The organism is Campylobacter concisus, assembly GCF_003048405.1.
GTDB classification, from domain to species: domain Bacteria; phylum Campylobacterota; class Campylobacteria; order Campylobacterales; family Campylobacteraceae; genus Campylobacter_A; species Campylobacter_A concisus_Q.
In genome coordinates this window covers 19,938-36,836 of sequence record NZ_PIQS01000004.1, presented here as the reverse complement: position 1 = coordinate 36,836, position 16,899 = coordinate 19,938, and the positions used below count along the sequence as shown (strand labels likewise).

The window sequence follows — 16,899 nt, the reverse complement described above, 5'->3', positions numbered from 1 at the left end:
TTAAAAGGCTTTATTCACCGCTGGCCTTATCTATCGCCATGTCAAGAACGCTCCTTTTGGCATTTCTCTTTACTTCGCCTGTTATCTCAATTTTAGAGTAATCAAATTTTGCGCTTGTTATCTCACTAACAGCCTCTTGCTGCGCTATGGCTTCTTTAATACTATCGATATTTGAGTTTTCAACAATCTTATTTTCTTTTTTGAGCGCTTCTTGATGAGCTGTTTGCATTTGAGCCAGATCATAATCCACATTTAGTTTTGTGAATTCGCTCAGTTTTGCTTGACTTACCCCTTTTCTTACTGCTTTTAACCTGTCATTGAATAGTCTATTGGCAATCTTAAATTCATCCGCTCTAAGCTGCATCAAGCTACTATCTGTGGCTTTACAGATGAACTCTCCATCAAGCGTATATATGAATGCCTCGCTCACGTTGTCTATATTCACGCTTACTCTAACCTCTGTCCTGACATCAGGCAGCATGCGCGATACATAGGTTATCTTATCGATCGTTATGCCTTTTTTGCTGACTTTATGGATGCCTTTACTACCGGCAAAGAGTAAAAATCTCTCATATTCAATAGTTTTTAGCGGTGTATCGTCGCTATTCCATCTTTGTATAGGAGAATTCTTTTTGCGTTTTACGGCAGTTATATCCCACTCAAGCACAGCCGTTTCAAATCGCTTCCTCATGTCATCATACGTTAGTAGATGTTTTTGATTGGTCTTTTTTATCCAACCATATTCGTCTTTTGCATGTCGTTCTTTTTTAGGGGTTTGCTGCTCTATGTTCTCGCGCTTTGCAACACTTCCGCCTATATAGCCCGGAGTATGGGCCATCTTGCTTCGCTGAATCGTGCCAAAATGTCTTTCGACAAAGGCTTTGTCTTTGCCATGATAGGCTCTTGAAGCGTCATAGTCTATACCAAGACCTTCAAGCAGGTCTTGAAATTCTTTACTTATGTAGTCTTTACCGTTATCGCCTTTTATACACTCAGGCTTGCCCAAAAGCTCAATAGCTCTCCAAAGTAAGCGAGTTATGCCTAATGCGTTTGAGGTCTCAGCCAAAGTTGCCACGCATCTACCGCTGAATACGTCTATGATAGAAAGGATATTTGGTCTTACCTGCACTCCACCTTTGCCGTCTCGCACGATGACATCGAGCTTTGAGCTGTCTATCTGCCAGCACTGATTTCGTCTAGTCACGAATATGCCTTGTGTGCCGTGAGCCGGGTCAAGGTAGCTTATGGTTTTATCTATGCCTTTGGTTGAGACGATGGTGTCTAGTATGTTCTTGGCTTTATATTCTTTTAAAAACCTACTGATCACGCCAGTATCGAATAGTGGCGTTACCTTGCCTTGAAGAAAGTCAGGTGCACTGAATTTACCTGTTCGCTTACCATATTCGAAATGAAGCTCTTTCCAAAGCTGTGTGATGTTTAGATCACCAGCCCCGTAAGCTCTAAATTTAGTGAGTATAAAATCCTTCATCCACTCTTCAAGCTTATGTGAGCCCTTCTTTTTGCCGCGCCTATCAAGCAGACCGCGTAAATTTTGCTCCTTATAGGCTTTTTGCCATCTAAAAAGGTTTGCCTCGCTAATGCCTTCGCTTTCACAAAACTTTTTAGAGGACAGATCGCTCGTCTCATATCTTTTTATGATGTCTCGTTTCCTTCTTGCTTCGACAATCTCTTCCTCGCTAGCTTCAAGATATATGTCGCCTTCATCTTGCTTGTTGCTGTCATTATTATTTACTTTGACCTTCTTGATCTCGCTAAATTTCATCATTTTTAGTCCGTTTTTACTTTGCGCACCATTATCAGGCACATAAATTTCAATATCGCTGCTTAGCTTTTTGGCTCTTACAAGAGAGCTGATGTCAGCGATCTCTACTTCAAAGAGTAGCTTTACACCACCGCGACTTCTGATGCCAGCTTCTTGCAAGCGGAGGAAGGGGTATTTGGTGGAATTACGTTGGGTGGCTAGTCTTAGACCTCTCTCACAAACACCAAAGACTAGTGAAGCAACCTGCGTTTCAACATAAAGCATTAACTAGCCTTCTCTTCTTTCAAATTTTCAGGTAGCTCATCAATGATACCCTCAGCTACCAATGCTTCAAATACCATTTTTGCTTTGCCTCTTGAATTGTTTTTGCTTCCCGTGATCTCGCCGTTTATCACATAATACGTGGTGCGCTCATCAAGGTTATGTTTCTTAGCCCACTGACGGATACTGATGCAGTTTTCGATGAAATATCGCTTTATCATTTTTGCTCCTTTCTTTATTTATCATTGTTAATAAGACTCATAGTATTTTTAAAGCCCTTGTATGTAAAATTTGATTTGCAAACTTCAAAATTCAAAACAAGGACTTGAAAAATGCTATATTTTTGCTATAAAACTCATGGACTTAGATTTAACGAACATCGAGCGATAGATTTAAAAGACAATCTTAAAACGATGAAACATTTTAGACCTGATCTGGTAGATGCTTACGAGTATATACATGAGGGCATCATTAATCTAAACGCTTACGCTTCTTGTTTTCAAAAAATGCACAAAGTGGCTCTCAACTATCATCCCAAATATCAGCTAGTATCAGACTCTACCGATTACGTCGGTATATTAGCTCACAGTAAAGACGGCGACATCGCATCGCAGCTATCTTTATCCATAGAGATAAAAACCAAAGTGCTGCTAATACCTTTTTTAAATGAGGATTTTTTCTTTATTCCTAAAATTCTCAAAAATAAAAAGATAAAGATAGAAAACAAAAATAGCTTTCTATCTAGCCCAGATAGTTCGCCGTTCCCAAAAAAGAGCGTTCAAAACAGACTGTTTTTCCCTTTATTTAAAGAGATAGATAGCCTTAATTCAAAGCTGGACGAACTGGAAAAATCAGGAAAAGCGCCCATGCTTTACGATGAGCGCCGTAGACTATCTTTTTGATAGAGTTATAGCTTCCTGATAAAAGGCTCGCCTTTCGATTTCTCGTTTTTTGAGCTTTTTTGCTTTATCTTTTAAGATGGCATTAATGAACTTCTTAGGGACTTTTGCACTTTTTAGATCTTGCTTTATCTCTATAAGCTTATTTTCAACGGCTCTTTCTATACGGTCAAAATCATGTCCGTCAAATTTGAAGTAATTGCATCCGATGAAGCAAAAATCATTTAAGTCGCTAAGGCGCGCAGTCTTTATCTCAAGTCTTATGCGAGCCAACTCTCTTTCAAACTCCTTTGCAATATCCTTGCAAACTACCTTAGGCTGGCATTTCGCAATCTTTGGGTGAGTTTCTTGCTTGTTGCATTTCATAGTGTTTCCTTTTGGATAAGTCTTATTAACAATGATAAATAAAAGAACTATTGTTTCAAACCTTTGAAAAATTTAATCTTTTTTAAGCTATAATTTCAAAAGATTGAAAGAATTGTATCACAACTTGTGAATAAAGTCAATACGTTTTGTGTATATTTTTGAAAGGAACTCACAATATGGATAAGATAGATACTATTTTGGGAAGAATTTACAAAAAGCTAGACATTAAAAACGATGCTGATTTTTGTAAAAGATATGACATAAGGCCAAATACATTAAGCAATTGGAAAAGTAGAAATACTATTGCTCTTGAGAAAATACTTGATATAGCCAGAAAAGAAAAAATATCTATAGATTATATTTTGCTAGGCAAGGATAATGAAAAAAATACACATAACGTGAATAATGATGGGTATCATATTAGGGTTTTAAGCCACAATGTAAGTGCTGGAACGTCTTCAGACATAGATGGTATTGATGTTTTCGATACAAAGCAAAAAATTTTTATCCCAAGGGATCTCTTTAAATTTCCAGTTAAAGAGGATAAGCTTAGGATGACACAAGTTGTTGGCGATAGCATGTTGCCAAAATTGCACCCTGGCGACTGGGTGATACTTGATATTACCGAAAATTTTGTGGGCGATGGACTCTATGTCATCAACTATAACAATATTTTAATGGTAAAAATGCTTCAAGTGGGTCAAAATGGCAATATGTGTATAAGAAGTCTAAACCCAGAGTATAGTAGCTACGAGCTCAAAAGTGATACACAAGAAATTTTTTATGTGCTAGGTCGTGTAATCAAGAGTATAACATAAATTAAAACTTAAAATGTTCCTTAATCAGTTATTGATATTTTTTTAAGTTTTATCAAGTATTTGGTATTTAAAATTATTGTGTTCCTTAATCGTAAAGCGCTATTCTCTGTGTGTTAATAACACTAAGGAACATTAAGCTTAATTAAGGAACATTTTTATAAAAATTCTGTTCCTTAATCGCCATTTTTCTTGCTTTTTACAACCAAATTTTCTGAGAACCTTAAGCCAAAATCGTCAAAATTTAGTAAGCAATAGGATTTTTTGGGATGAATTTTGGGACGTTTTAAACACTCTTTAAAGTGCGTTTATTTGGGCTTTATATACACTTGTAGTGTTTAAAAATTTCCTTAAATTTGGGACAAAACGGACGATTTGGGATTATAGGGATTTTTCTTTTAGCTGAATTCTTGCGTTACAACTGAGAGTGAATCTTTTTAAAGTACCTATTTTACGCGCTTTCAAAAATATCGCGCTAAAATTTCTCACTCTCATTTTCTATACCCCCTCACAATATGATAGCTATTGCAACTATAGAAAATGAGATAATTTTTGCTCTTGATTTAAGCTCATTAAATGCCAACAAAAACTAAGATAAAAATAATTGCAAATATAAGAAAAAGAGTATAAAAAAAGAGTGGATTATTTTATAAAAAGCCATAATAATAGGACTCAAATGTAAATGGCTAGAAATTTCAAATAAAAATAAGATTATTTTTTCTTGCCTTTGGAGTTTTTTGCTTCAGTTTTTTTGACTTTCGCATTCTCTTTTATGCTAAGTTTTTCTTTAACTTTTTGCATATCGTTAAAGCCAATACCTTGGACTCTTTCAAGCTCATCGATACTTTTAAATTTATGGGCTTTTCTGTATTTTATAATATTTAACGCCTGGCCTTTACTTAGCCCAAGCTCCATTAGCTCGTTTTTACTGGCTGTATTTAGGTTGGCGCCATATACAATGCTTGCGACTACTAAACAAAGTAAAATTTTAATCCTCATCTTATCTTCCTAAAATAATAATCCATCGTTTTCTTGATCTTGTATGATGTCATTTGCCGGTATATTTTGAGGTAGTGGCGAGTCGTTTGTGTAGTATTCGTCACTGCCTCCATAATAGCCTTTATAAACACCATCTGGCTGCTCAAATACACGTCTTAAAGTAGGATAAAGCTTAATGTAGCCTTCCATAAATTTCTTAAACACAGGTGCGGCTGTTCTACCACCACCCTCAATCTTTTTCATAGGGCTGTTGTCGTCATTTCCGTACCAGATTATCGCTTCGATATCAGGCGAGTAGCCACAAAACCAAGCATCGATGTTATTGTTTGTTGTGCCGGTTTTGCCTGCTATTTGGATACCGTTTATTTTAGCGTTGCGTCCAGTGCCGTTATTTACGACATTTTGAAGAAGTGTCGTCATCAAAAATGCTTGTTCTGGTTTTAGTACCTGTTTTCTTTGTGGTTCATAGTCCATCGAAGCCCCAAAGCTATTTTCTATATGCCTAATAAGTGTTGGCTCAACCATCTCGCCCTCATTTGGGAACATCGAGTAAAATTTCGCAAAATCAAGTGGTGAAATCCCAAAACTTCCAAGTGCGATAGATAAATTTTCTGGGATATCGTTAAAGCCCATATCCGTAAGCTGTTTTCTAACTGAGCTAAGACCAAGATCGTTTAGCAAATTTATGGTTGCGAGGTTACGCGACTGGGTTATGGCTGATTTTATAGTGATATATCCTTGAAAACCGCCGCTATAGTTCTTTGGCGTCCACTCTTTGCCATTGCCCATGTCAAATGTCCTGGCGATATCAGCCACTTGAGAAACGACTGAGTAGCCACTATCAAGTGCTATTTGATAGATAAATGGCTTAAAGCTAGATCCTGGCTGGCGCTTGCTTTGAGTGGCGCGGTTATAGCTGCTTTTTGCGTAGTCGATACCGCCAATTAGTGCCAAAATTTGACCGCTTTGTGGATGAGTGACTACTATAGCTCCATTTAGGATTTCTGCATTTGCTTTTTTATCGCGCTTTAAAATTTCATTGTAGCCATAGACTAGAGCTTCTTGAGCGATCTTTTGAACGTTTAGATCAACTGTGCTTTGTATCTTATAGCCGCCAGTTTTTATATCGTCAAATTTCTTTGAAGCCTCTTTTATTATCTCATCGACTACGTAAGGGGCTTTGTTTCTTGTGAGAGTATCGTCAAAGACTGCTGGCTCTTCAAGCACGCCTTTACGGTACTCGTCCTCGTTTATCCAGCCGATGCTATACATTCTCTCAAGCACTCTATTTGCACGGCTAAGTGATAGGTCAAGGTGCTTTGTAGGATCATAGGTGCTTGGCGCTTTTGGCAAGCCAACTAGCATGGCAACCTCTTTTATGCTTAGCTCATTTAGCTCTTTTCTAAAATATCCCTCAGCTGCTGTTTTTATGCCGTAGTAGCCATGCCCAAAATAGACGTGATTTAGGTATCTTTCGATGATATCTTCTTTGCTAAGCTCGCTTTCAAGCTTCATGGCAAGCACGATTTCTTTTATCTTTCTTGTAAATTTCTTCTCACGGCTTAGAGCCAAATTTTTAATGAGCTGTTGTGTTAGTGTTGAAGCTCCCTCTACTAGCTTTCTAGCTTTAATATCTTTTATGGCAGCCCTTGCCATGGCTTCTACGTTTATGCCACCATGCTCAAAGTAGCTCGTATCCTCGATAGCCACGAGTGCTTCTATGACACGCGGTGGGATGTCGTTATATTTTACGTAAATTCTATTTTCTTCAAAGATATTTGCGATGAGTTCGTTGTTTCTATCAAAAATTTGAGTTGTAAGCTTTGGTTTATAATCAATAATAGCGTAAGCATCAAATCTAACTTGCGAATAAAAATATAAAAATGCTCCGCCAAGCGAAATGGCAACTATAAAGATAAATGCCAAGATATATTTCATAAAAATGCCTTTAATATTTTTAAATTTAGCCCCATGGCCGTGCTAGTTTCGCCGTGTTGGGAGATGATATATTTTTTATTAAAATTTTCTATCGTCATGGCTCCAGCCTTGCCTTGCCACTCATTATTTTTTATGTATTCATTAAGGTCATGCTCGTCAAATTTTTTAAATTTATATGTAGTCCTACTTACGTTTATAAGCTCAAATTCGCCTAAAAATATCATCGCCGTATAGACGCTGCATTCGTTGCCACTTTGTAAATTTAGCATGGCAATCACTTCTTTTTCATCCTTTGCTTTACCTAAAATTTTATCTCCACACGCTACACAGCTATCCGCAAAGAGTAAATTTTTAAGACCTATATTTTCTTTTAAAAATTGTTCTTTTTTAGCTTTTACGACGTTTTGGACATAAATTTCAGGCTTTACATTTTTTTCTATCTTGCTCTCGTCAAACTGGAAAGAAATTTGAGTGAAATTTATGCCAGCATCTTTTAATAAATTTGCCCTTGTTGGTGAGCTTGAAGCGAGTATTATCATAAAAATACCTTATAGCTTATGCCAAGATAAATGGCTGCTAGTGAAGCTAATAAATTTAGCGGTGTGAAGTAATAAATTATAACGATCAAACTTTCGTTTAGCTCGATCATTTCATGCGATCTTAGTGCTTTTAAGGCCTTTTTGTATCTATAAAATATATAGCTTAAATTTAATAGCAAAAATAGTTCTATTGCGCATTTTGTTGCTACCATTGCACTTGCCATAGGATTTGTCAAATTTGCATCATAAAATCCAAAAATTATAACCACACTTGTCGCTATCACGAAAAGGATTAGTATGAAAATCGCAATGCCAAAGCGTCTTATAATGTGAAGTAAGATGTGATAGCGTTCCTTGTCTTCAAATTTATTTTTTATAAAGTAACTTCCAACAAGCACAAGACCGGCTTGTAGCCCCACAAAAAGAGCTACAAAGCATACATGCAAAAATAGTACTACTTGGTCAAATTTTATAAAAGCTATATCGTAATGACTCATTTTTCTAAAGCTTGCCTTGCGTACTCAAGTGAGTCTTTTATCGCATCTTCTATCATTGATGCATCTTTGCCACCGGCTGTTGCAAAGTCATCTTTGCCACCGCCATTGCCACCTAGGATTTGCGCTGCAAATTTTACCCAAGCACCTGCTTTTAAAGGAGCATTTTTAACGCCAGCTGCAAGAGAAATTTTACCCTCTTCATCTGTTTGGATCAGTAAAATAGCAGCACTTTCATGCTCATTTTTAAACTCATCTATCAAGGTTTTTATATCTCCACCATCTACGCTTGTGACGCAAAGTTTGGTTTTATTTATATCTAAATAGACTAGCTCATGAGAATTTTTAGCATTTTTTAGTTTATCTTTTAAAACTCTTAATTCATTTTTTAGCTTTTTGACCGCATTTAGTGGCTCGGTACTTTTTAGCTCATCTTTTAGCTCATCAATCTCAGCTCTAAATGATCTTGCTAAATTTAGCGCAGCCCTTGAGCAAACAGCCTCGATACGCCTAACGCCAGCACTTACGCCACTCTCTTTTGTGATGAAAAATGATCCTATCTCATCTATATTTTTTACGTGTGTGCCACCGCAAAGCTCTTTGCTGACGTCGCCAAAGCTAACGACTCTTACATCATCAGCGTATTTTTCATTAAATAGTGCGATAGCTCCACTATTTTTAGCATCTTCAAGCTTCATAAGTTCTGTTTTTGAGTTAGCGCCATTTAGTATCCACTCATTTACAAGGTTTTCGACCTTTGAAATTTCTTCGCTAGTAAGTGCCTTTGGATGTGAGAAGTCAAACCTTAGCCTATCTGCCTCGACATTTGAGCCAGCTTGAGCGATATGCGTGCCAAGCACGTTTCTAAGGGCTGCGTGAAGTAAGTGTGTGGCGCTGTGATGTCGCGCGATCTGGGCTCTATCGCTGCCAACTTCAAGCTCTACCTCATCGCCAACTTTTAGCGCCGCGCTAGTTTTTACTAAAGATAAATTTAGCCCATGAAATTTTTGCGTATCAAGCACATTTGCTTTACCCACTATCTTACCGCTATCGCCGCACTGACCGCCACTTTGAGCGTAAAATGGAGTGACATCAAACATCACCCAGCCCTCTTTACCAGCGTCTAGACTATCTACATTTTTAAATTCTTCATCAAGCAGGGCTAAAATTTTGCTTTTGCTCTTAAGCTCTTCGTAGCCTATAAATTTATTCTCACCAAATTTTTCAAGTAGCTCTTTAAAGTCGCCCTTTGCGCTCTTATCGCCACTGCCTTTCCAAGCAGCTTTTGCACGTGCTTTTTGCTCGCTCATAAGCTCATCAAACCTTGCCTCATCGACTTTTAAGCCTTTTTCTCTAAGCATATCAGCTGTTAGGTCAAGTGGGAAGCCAAATGTGTCATAAAGCTTAAACGCAGCCTCTCCGCTAAAAATTTCTTTTGTATTTTTAAGCTCGCTCTCAAATAGCTCCAAGCCACTAGCGATTGTCGCCAAAAATCTCTCTTCTTCAAGCTTGATCTGCTCTTTTACAGCCGCTTTTTTCTCATTTAAATAGGTGTAGTGCTCGCCCATAAGCTCGCAAACTTTATCGACAAGCTTATACATAAATGGCTCTTTTATGCCTAGCAAGTATCCATGGCGGATCGCACGACGTAATATGCGGCGAAGCACGTAGCCACGGCCTTCTTTATCAAATGTCGTACCTTGAGCTAGCAAAAATGTGACTGAGCGGATGTGATCGCTTATGACGCGGTAGCTAGCACCACTTTCATAGACGTATGGCTTGCCACAAAGCTTTGCTACTTCGCTAATTAGTGGCATAAAAAGTGTGCTATCGTAGTTGCTAAATTTACCTTGTAAGATAGCAGTAACGCGCTCAAGTCCCATGCCAGTGTCAATGCTTGGCTTTGGTAGTGGGCTTAGTTTGCCATCGGCGCTTCTTTCATACTGCATGAAAACAAGATTCCAAATCTCTAAAAATCTATCACCGTCGCCGCCCATGTAATCTTCAGGCGTATTGAAGTGTTCAGCCCCTTGATCGTAAAAAATTTCGCTGCAAGGGCCGCATGGTCCAGTATCACCCATCTGCCAGAAGTTATCGTGATCGCCAAAGCGGTAAATTCTCTCTTTTGCGATGTGAGTGCTCCAAATTTCAAATGCTTCATCATCACTTTCGTGAACGGTTACATAAAGCTTATCTTTTGGTAGTTTTAGCACCTCTGTGACAAATTCCCACGCATAAGCGATCGCCTCTTTTTTGAAGTATTCGCCAAAGCTAAAGTTGCCAAGCATCTCAAAAAATGTGTGGTGGCGTGCTGTGTAGCCAACATTATCAAGGTCATTGTGCTTGCCACCAGCTCTTATGCAGGTCTGACAGCTAGTGCGAATAGGTGGTGTTGGGCGTGGCACTTCGCCTGTGAAAATGCTCTTAAATGGCACCATGCCAGCATTTGTGAAAAGTAGTGTTGCATCGTTTGGCACGAGTGGCGCAGAAGCTACTACTTCGTGACCTTTTGATTTAAAAAAATCAAGATATGCCTTTCTTATATCTAAATTTTGCATTTTTATCCTCGTTAGTTTTAAATTTTGCTCGATTTTAGCTAAAAATCGTTTGTAAATTTATAAAAAAATACAAAATTAATTTTTGCTTAATATATTTTATAAATTTATTTGTTTAAAAGCGATTTGCAATTAAAATAGCCTAAAAATTTATAACTAAAAGGTCTTTAGTGAAACTCAAAATTGGCATTGTTGGATACAATCTGGTTGGCAAGCAGCACTATATGGAGCTGAGGCGTTCTGACAAATTTGAAGTTTGTGGAGTTTTTGATAAAGAAAATAGAGATGATGCTTGCAGAGCTCCGTTTTTTGATGAGTTTAAAAAATTTATAGAAGTAGCCCAACCACAAGCTGTCGTACTTTGTTTGCCTCAACATGAGATCGTAGAGGCCTTTTGTCAGTGTGCAAAATATTGCCAAAATATCTTGATTTCAAGGCCAATATTTAAAAGTGTGAGCGAACTAAAAGAGATAAAATATGCGTCGGTAGTAAATAAAGTAAGAGTTTGCACTGGCGTAGATGAGCGCTTTAACCCAACTATCGTTTCATTAAAAAAGGCACTTTTAAAAGAAGAAGAAATTTATAGCATTTCAATTGCGCATTTTAGACCACTTTGTGAGGGAAATATTATAAATGAGCTTTCACTTTGCGATATAGACCTTGCGAAAAATTTAGTAGATAGTGAAATTTGCAGCTTTTTTTATACTCAGGCAAATAAAACAAATACCAAAATATGCGACAATGTTGGAATAAACATTAAAATGAAAAATCAAATTTTGGTGAGTATTACTGATTCTTTTTGTGGTTCATTAGAACGTTTTAAAATAGAAGTAAATGCCAAAGAAGGTGTTTATTTTGGCGATCTTATTGATTACAAACTTCACAGAGTAAATGAAAATGGTCAGATGAATTTAAAAACCGATCCCATAAATAATGAGATAAAAGCCCAATATGATGCCTTTTATGATCTTTGTCAAAGTGGCGAAAGTAGCGAGCTTTCAAGCATTGATGATGCGATAAAAATCAAAGAGCTATTTTGATGAAAAAGGCACTTTTGCTTTTGAATATGGGTGGGGCAAATAGCCTTGCTGATGTAGAAATTTTTCTAAAAAATATGTTTAATGACCCGTATATTTTGGGTATAAAGAATAAATTTTTAAGAAAATTTGTAGCTTTTATGATCACAAAAGGTAGGCTAAAAACGGCTAAGCATAACTACGAACAAATAGGTGGAAAATCGCCTATTTGCGAGCTTACAGCTAAGCTTTGCGATAAAATTTCAAGCTTACAAAATGAGTTTGATGCAGTTGATTTTGCGATGAACTATACTTCACCGTTTGTAAAAGATGTGCTTAAAAAATACGAAAATTTTGATGAGATAGTGCTTTTGCCACTTTATCCTCATCATTCGCAAACTACAATAACTTCGAGTTTAGATGACTTTAAAAAAGCAAAAGATGAGCTAGAGATAAAGGCTAAAATTTTGCTTTGCGGACCATTTTATGATGATGAAATTTACAACAAAATCATAATCTCGCACATAAATGAAGCCATAAACAATATAGATATAAGCGATGTGGAGCTTATCTTTTCGGCTCATTCGTTGCCTCAAAAAATTATCGATAAAGGTGATGTCTACGAAAAACATATAAATGAGCATGTGCAAATTCTAAGCAAAATGATAAAAGATAGTGGACTAAACTTCAAAGAGATAAATTTAGCATACCAGTCGCGTCTCGGGCCTGTAAAATGGCTAGAGCCATCACTAAATGAAATTTTGGCAAAGTGTAAGAGTAAAAAGGCTCTTATCTATCCGCTCTCTTTTTGTATAGATAACTCTGAGACCATTTTTGAGCTAGTTATTGAGTATGCAAAGATCGCAAAAGAGCTAAATTTTAGCTTCTACAAGGTTGTTTGGTGCCCAAATTTTAGTGATGAGTTTGCTAGTTTTATCTTACAAAAAGCAAAAACAGCCAAAGAGATTAACTTTTAGGAATAAATCTTGCTTATAAAATATATCTCAATACAGTAAAAAGGAGATATATGAAGGTACAAAATAACGACATAATCGATTATTTATTGCAATCAGGCTCAAACAAAACTAAGGATAAAAAAAATAGTTTTGATGAAATTTTAAGCCTTGCTATGGATAAGATCGCAAGCGATGCAAAAATTTCAGACAAGATTGAACAGTTTAAAAAAAGACTTACTGAAATTGGCGCAGTTGGTTTTATAAGCGAGCTAAATTCTAACAAGATAGAAGAAAAAATAGCCCAAAAGAAAAAGGAGCTAACAGAACTTCTAGGCATAGATGATCCCGCAAAAACACAGGATCAAAAAAATGAGCTGCTTAAAATAATGGATAAAATTTTGAGCGATTACCGCAAAGAGCTAAATGTTGCACTTGCTAATCAAGCTTTACTAGAGAAGCAAAAAAATCTTAATAGCAAGAATAGTAGCTCGGTTAATTTAAGTTCTGTTTTAAATGAGCTAGGACTTGCTTAAAATTTATATAAAAGATATTTAAGCCTATATAACTTTGCCAAAAGTCTATATTTTTACGGCAAAGTTATGCCAAATTTTATGGCAGCCCCGTATATTATTGCGCTAATTATTCCAGCAAAAAAACCAGCCGCCATATCATCGCCCATTACGCCAAGTCCGCCCTTTACATTGCGGTCGATCCTACCGATGATGGAAGGCTTTTTAATATCAAGCACTCTAAAAAGCACAAGCGAGAGTATGAGTTGAGAGATCGTAGCTCCACTAATGGCAATAGCAAGCCAAACTCCAGCAACTTCGTCTATAACAATAAAACTTTCATCGTGAGAATTTACCTTTTTTTCAAAATCATCTATAACGCTAATGCTTACCAAAAATAGCAAAATGCTAGCTAGAAAAAGCGTGGTTGATGATAAAAAATAAAGCACAAAATAAGCTACCACAGCGCCAGCGATAGAGCCCCAAGTGCCAGGTGCTTTTGGTAAAAGTCCAAATCCAAAAAAAGTTAAAAATAGTTTTTGCATAAATTTCCTTAAGTCATCGATGATGTTTGATAAAGCTTCATAAGCTCTTCGTAAAAGTCACGGTCAGTTTTGTTTTCAAGCAGTCCTGAATTTACAAAAAGATCATCACAAAGCTTTTGCACGTCTTTGAAGCGATTTGTAAAGAGTTTGCTTAAAACTAGTGCAGAAATTTCTGGCCTCACAAGAATGGCTGGTGGCATAATGCCGTTAAATAGCAGCTCCTTGATAACATCTGGATGATATTTGATCTGATGGTGTTGTCCGTGCGGGCAACTTTTGGTACTAACTAGCGTCTTGCATTTGTTGCAATAAACTAGCTCTGGCAGTACGATTACCTCTAAATTTAGGTCGTTTTTATAAATATCAAGAATCGTATGAGCTTCATTGTGATCAAAAAACATTCCAATTCCTGAGTGGTTTTGTCCAATCACTAGCTTATTTGCTCCAAATCTTGAAGCAGCGATACACTCAAGTGTAGGATTTGCGTGCGAGCTAAAAAGAGTCGTGTTTTTTAGAGCAAAGACAAAGACCTTTTTTATTGGTAAATAATTTTGTATAAAATAATCTAGCACTTGCTTTCTAATCTCGTAATCAACGTGCTTTTCTTCACGTGTTCGTATTAAAAAAATGATTACTAAATCAGCCTTATCAATAGTCATTCTAACAAGGCGCTCGTGAGCTCTATTAAATGGATCAGCCGTTAAGAAGACCGCCGTTATCTTTTTAGCGCCATCTTCTTTTATTAGATCGTTTAGTGCATTTTTGCTTATTTGCATACTTTCATCATAAAGCTCAAATTCGCCACTAATGCCGTATTTGCCTAAATTTAGCTCTTTATCATTGCTAGCTTCATTTGCTAAAAATATATTTTTAGCCCTCATACTCTCGTCAAATTTAAAGACCTTAGCAACATTGATGTGTCCAACGATCTTGCCATCAAGACTTAGATTTACCTTTTGTCCAGAAGTAAGCTTGCTAGCAATATTTTGATTTAGCTCGCCAAATGGAGCAAATCCAAAAGAATACGGCATCGGCTCGCCATTAAAATAGCCTTTTTTACTCACCTCTTTTATCTGTTCATCGTCCATCAGAGAGTCATAATCTGAGAGAATTTTATTTTTTATTAGCTCCAAAGCACCAAAAACTTCGGTATTTATAGAAATTTCACTATTTTTTCTTGCTGACGTCATATTTCTTTCTCTTTTCCCAAAGTGATTTTCTAGAAATTCCAAGCTTCTTGCTAAGTTCTGTATCAGGGAATTTATCTTGATAATTAACGATTATGTATTTTATATATTCATCGATCGTAACGATCTCATCGATATTGAAATTTTTATCGCGTCCTGAAAGTTCAAGCTCTTCAAATGGTGCTTTTTGTGCAAAATTGCTAGTTGAGATCGCGACTTTTTTCTTTTTACAAATTTCTAAAATTTTCTCTTTTTCTTCTTGTTTTAGCTCTTCTAAATTTGTCATATAGATTAGCTCATCACCATTTTTGGACAATGCCTTTTCAAGCTCAGAGAAACAGGCTTTGCCTAAAAATAAAAATGGTAATTTGCAAGCTTTTACGTAGCTAAATATAAATTTATCGCTGTATCCGCTTTTGCTTGATTTTAAAAGCAGTGGAAATTTTATCTTTTTTGCCTCAAAGCTAGAAATTTCGTACTCTTTTAAAGCGTAATTTACGTAGCTTTCATAGTTTTTGATCTCGTTTTTGAAATTTCTAAATTCCTCAAAATGCTTTATCTTTCTAACTAGCTCTTCTATCATAAATGGCTTTTGGATGTAATCAACCGCTCCTGCTTGGATTGGTTTTAGCACAGTGTCACTATTGATATAAGCGATTAGTAAAATAATGATAGAATTTTTAAATTTTTCGATAACAGGGTAAAAATCCTGCCCTGGGAGTGTGGTAGAAAGTAACACTACATCAAAATTTTCAAACTTCAATGACTCTTTAACGCTCTTGGCAATCTCACAGTCGTAGCCAAAATCAGCTAGCTTACTAGCCATCGAGCCAGCTAGGTAAATTTCATTTTCTACTATTAAAATTTTCATATTTGCTTCCAGTTATAAAATTTAAGGCTAGCACTTGCCATTACAGCGATCCCTTCGCATCTGCCGACAAAGCCAAGCCCTTCAGTAGTCGTTGCCTTTACATTTATGCGACTCTGGTTTAAATTTAGAGCTTTTGCGATATTTGCCTCCATTTTTGACTTTAGTTTTGAAATTTTTGGTTTTTGTGCCATTATCGTGATATCAGCGTTTGTTAACACAAAGCCCACACTTTGCGCCCTTTTGTAAGCTTCCTCAAGCAAGTAAATGGAGCTAATATCTTTAAATTTAGCGTCAGTATCAGGAAAAAGCTCACCTATATCGCCAAGTCCAGCAGCTCCCAAAATGGCATCCGTCAGTGCATGAAGTGCCACGTCGCCGTCGCTGTGTGCTTTTAGCCCAAACTCATAGTCGATCTTCTCGCCACAAAGAATCAAAGGACGGCCCTTTTCAAACTCATGCACATCAAAGCCATTTCCCACAAAAACTTCATTTTCGGGCTCTTTTAAAGCAGAAATTTTGGCAAGATCCTCTTTGTAAGTGATCTTTCTTGCCATTTCATCACCTAAAATTTGCCAAACGCTTGCGCCAATGGCTCTCATAGCTGAGCTATCATCTGTGTAAATTTCACCGCTACTGAGAGCTTTTTTAAGAAGTGCTGTGCGCGAGAGCTGCGGTGTTTGGATAAGTTTTACCTTATCTCTATCAACCACATTTTCGCCAAGATAAGCGGTGTCTGCGATCTTTAGCGCTGGAGCTACACAATCAGCCTGAGACGCAGCTTCGATGATTTTGTGAAAAAGCTCGCTTGAGATACAAGGGCGAGCGATGTCGCTAACTAGGACAAATTCGCTATTTACTAATTCAAGCGCGTTTTTTAAGCTATCTTGTCTGGTTTCACCGCCATCAACAAATTTATAATTTGGAGCAAATTTTGACATATATTTGCACTCTTTGCTAACGACAATGATCTCTTTAAATGTGTAAAAGTTACTCAAATTTTTAGTGGCAAATAGCCAAAGTGGATCGCTTCCTATTCGAAGCCATTGCTTCTTTACTGGTAGCTCAAAACGGCTAGAATTTCCTGCTCCAAGCATTATAAGTGATATATCAAGCAAGGTAGCTCCTTGTTAAAAATTGTTACAGAATTATACATCTCAAAACTTCAA

At 36.9% G+C, this 16,899-nt stretch carries 17 protein-coding genes; 5 read left to right on the top strand and 12 right to left on the bottom strand.

Going from position 1 to position 16,899, the window contains the following annotated elements; translation table 11 throughout:
* Positions 1 to 10: 10 nt before the first annotated feature.
* Complete coding sequence (locus CVT18_RS07900; protein ID WP_107824406.1) at positions 11 to 2,047, bottom strand: DDE-type integrase/transposase/recombinase; 2,037 nt, start codon at positions 2,045 to 2,047, stop codon at positions 11 to 13.
* Positions 2,047 to 2,265 (bottom strand): hypothetical protein, encoded by a 219-nt coding sequence (locus CVT18_RS07895; RefSeq protein WP_103624406.1) that lies wholly within the window; start codon positions 2,263 to 2,265, stop codon positions 2,047 to 2,049. The genes CVT18_RS07900 and CVT18_RS07895 overlap by 1 nt, the downstream gene beginning before the upstream one ends.
* Positions 2,266 to 2,376: 111 nt before the next feature.
* Between CVT18_RS07895 and CVT18_RS07890 the strand changes: the two genes are divergently transcribed.
* Entirely contained in the window at positions 2,377 to 2,946 is a 570-nt protein-coding gene (locus CVT18_RS07890) for a hypothetical protein (RefSeq protein ID WP_107824405.1), read from the top strand.
* Here the strand turns inward: CVT18_RS07890 and CVT18_RS07885 are convergent.
* Complete coding sequence (locus CVT18_RS07885) at positions 2,935 to 3,309, bottom strand: hypothetical protein (protein WP_103624408.1); 375 nt, start codon at positions 3,307 to 3,309, stop codon at positions 2,935 to 2,937. The genes CVT18_RS07890 and CVT18_RS07885 overlap by 12 nt on opposite strands.
* Positions 3,310 to 3,485: 176 nt before the next feature.
* Between CVT18_RS07885 and CVT18_RS07880 the strand changes: the two genes are divergently transcribed.
* Positions 3,486 to 4,127, top strand: coding sequence for a S24 family peptidase (locus CVT18_RS07880; protein ID WP_103624409.1), 642 nt, complete (start codon positions 3,486 to 3,488; stop codon positions 4,125 to 4,127).
* A gap of 708 nt (positions 4,128 to 4,835) precedes the next feature.
* On the opposite strand, the gene CVT18_RS07875 is transcribed toward CVT18_RS07880, so the two are convergent.
* Genes CVT18_RS07875 through alaS form a run of 5 tightly spaced genes read right to left on the bottom strand, consistent with a single transcriptional unit; the run spans position 4,836 to position 10,652 of the window.
* Positions 4,836 to 5,123 carry a ComEA family DNA-binding protein gene (locus CVT18_RS07875; protein ID WP_103628685.1) on the bottom strand — a complete coding sequence of 96 codons (288 nt, stop codon included), beginning with the start codon at positions 5,121 to 5,123 and terminating at the stop codon, positions 4,836 to 4,838.
* 9 nt (positions 5,124 to 5,132) lie between these two features.
* The gene (locus CVT18_RS07870) at positions 5,133 to 7,061 is read right to left on the bottom strand and encodes a transglycosylase domain-containing protein (protein WP_103628684.1); all 1,929 of its coding nucleotides are present in this window, start codon (positions 7,059 to 7,061) and stop codon (positions 5,133 to 5,135) included.
* A complete protein-coding gene (gene maf, locus CVT18_RS07865) occupies positions 7,058 to 7,600 on the bottom strand; it encodes a septum formation inhibitor Maf (protein WP_103628683.1) in 543 nt (180 codons plus the stop codon). The genes CVT18_RS07870 and maf overlap by 4 nt, the downstream gene beginning before the upstream one ends.
* Positions 7,597 to 8,097: a 3-isopropylmalate dehydratase gene (locus CVT18_RS07860; RefSeq protein WP_103628682.1), complete on the bottom strand. Its 501-nt coding sequence runs from the start codon at positions 8,095 to 8,097 to the stop codon at positions 7,597 to 7,599. Before CVT18_RS07860 ends, maf begins: the two co-directional genes overlap by 4 nt.
* On the bottom strand, positions 8,094 to 10,652 hold the full coding sequence (alaS, locus tag CVT18_RS07855) for an alanine--tRNA ligase (protein WP_103628681.1): 2,559 nt from the start codon (positions 10,650 to 10,652) through the stop codon (positions 8,094 to 8,096). Before alaS ends, CVT18_RS07860 begins: the two co-directional genes overlap by 4 nt.
* Before the next feature lie 167 nt (positions 10,653 to 10,819).
* On the opposite strand from alaS, the gene CVT18_RS07850 reads away from it, so the two are divergent.
* The 3 genes from CVT18_RS07850 to CVT18_RS07840 are packed head-to-tail and all read left to right on the top strand — an operon-like array spanning position 10,820 to position 13,154.
* Positions 10,820 to 11,689 (top strand): Gfo/Idh/MocA family protein, encoded by an 870-nt coding sequence (locus tag CVT18_RS07850; protein ID WP_103628680.1) that lies wholly within the window; start codon positions 10,820 to 10,822, stop codon positions 11,687 to 11,689.
* Positions 11,689 to 12,642, top strand: coding sequence for a ferrochelatase (hemH, locus tag CVT18_RS07845; RefSeq protein ID WP_103628679.1), 954 nt, complete (start codon positions 11,689 to 11,691; stop codon positions 12,640 to 12,642). Before CVT18_RS07850 ends, hemH begins: the two co-directional genes overlap by 1 nt.
* 50 nt (positions 12,643 to 12,692) lie before the next feature.
* Complete coding sequence (locus CVT18_RS07840; protein ID WP_103628678.1) at positions 12,693 to 13,154, top strand: response regulator; 462 nt, start codon at positions 12,693 to 12,695, stop codon at positions 13,152 to 13,154.
* 53 nt (positions 13,155 to 13,207) lie between these two features.
* On the opposite strand, the gene CVT18_RS07835 is transcribed toward CVT18_RS07840, so the two are convergent.
* From CVT18_RS07835 to CVT18_RS07820, 4 genes are read right to left on the bottom strand one after another with little or no spacing between them, the layout of a single operon-like run.
* Positions 13,208 to 13,675 (bottom strand): phosphatidylglycerophosphatase A, encoded by a 468-nt coding sequence (locus CVT18_RS07835; protein WP_103628677.1) that lies wholly within the window; start codon positions 13,673 to 13,675, stop codon positions 13,208 to 13,210.
* A gap of 8 nt (positions 13,676 to 13,683) precedes the next feature.
* Positions 13,684 to 14,865 (bottom strand): sulfate adenylyltransferase, encoded by a 1,182-nt coding sequence (locus CVT18_RS07830; protein WP_103628676.1) that lies wholly within the window; start codon positions 14,863 to 14,865, stop codon positions 13,684 to 13,686.
* Complete coding sequence (locus CVT18_RS07825) at positions 14,843 to 15,733, bottom strand: response regulator (protein WP_103628675.1); 891 nt, start codon at positions 15,731 to 15,733, stop codon at positions 14,843 to 14,845. Before CVT18_RS07825 ends, CVT18_RS07830 begins: the two co-directional genes overlap by 23 nt.
* Complete coding sequence (locus tag CVT18_RS07820; protein WP_103628674.1) at positions 15,730 to 16,848, bottom strand: bifunctional 2-C-methyl-D-erythritol 4-phosphate cytidylyltransferase/2-C-methyl-D-erythritol 2,4-cyclodiphosphate synthase; 1,119 nt, start codon at positions 16,846 to 16,848, stop codon at positions 15,730 to 15,732. Before CVT18_RS07820 ends, CVT18_RS07825 begins: the two co-directional genes overlap by 4 nt.
* Positions 16,849 to 16,899 lie beyond the last annotated feature (51 nt).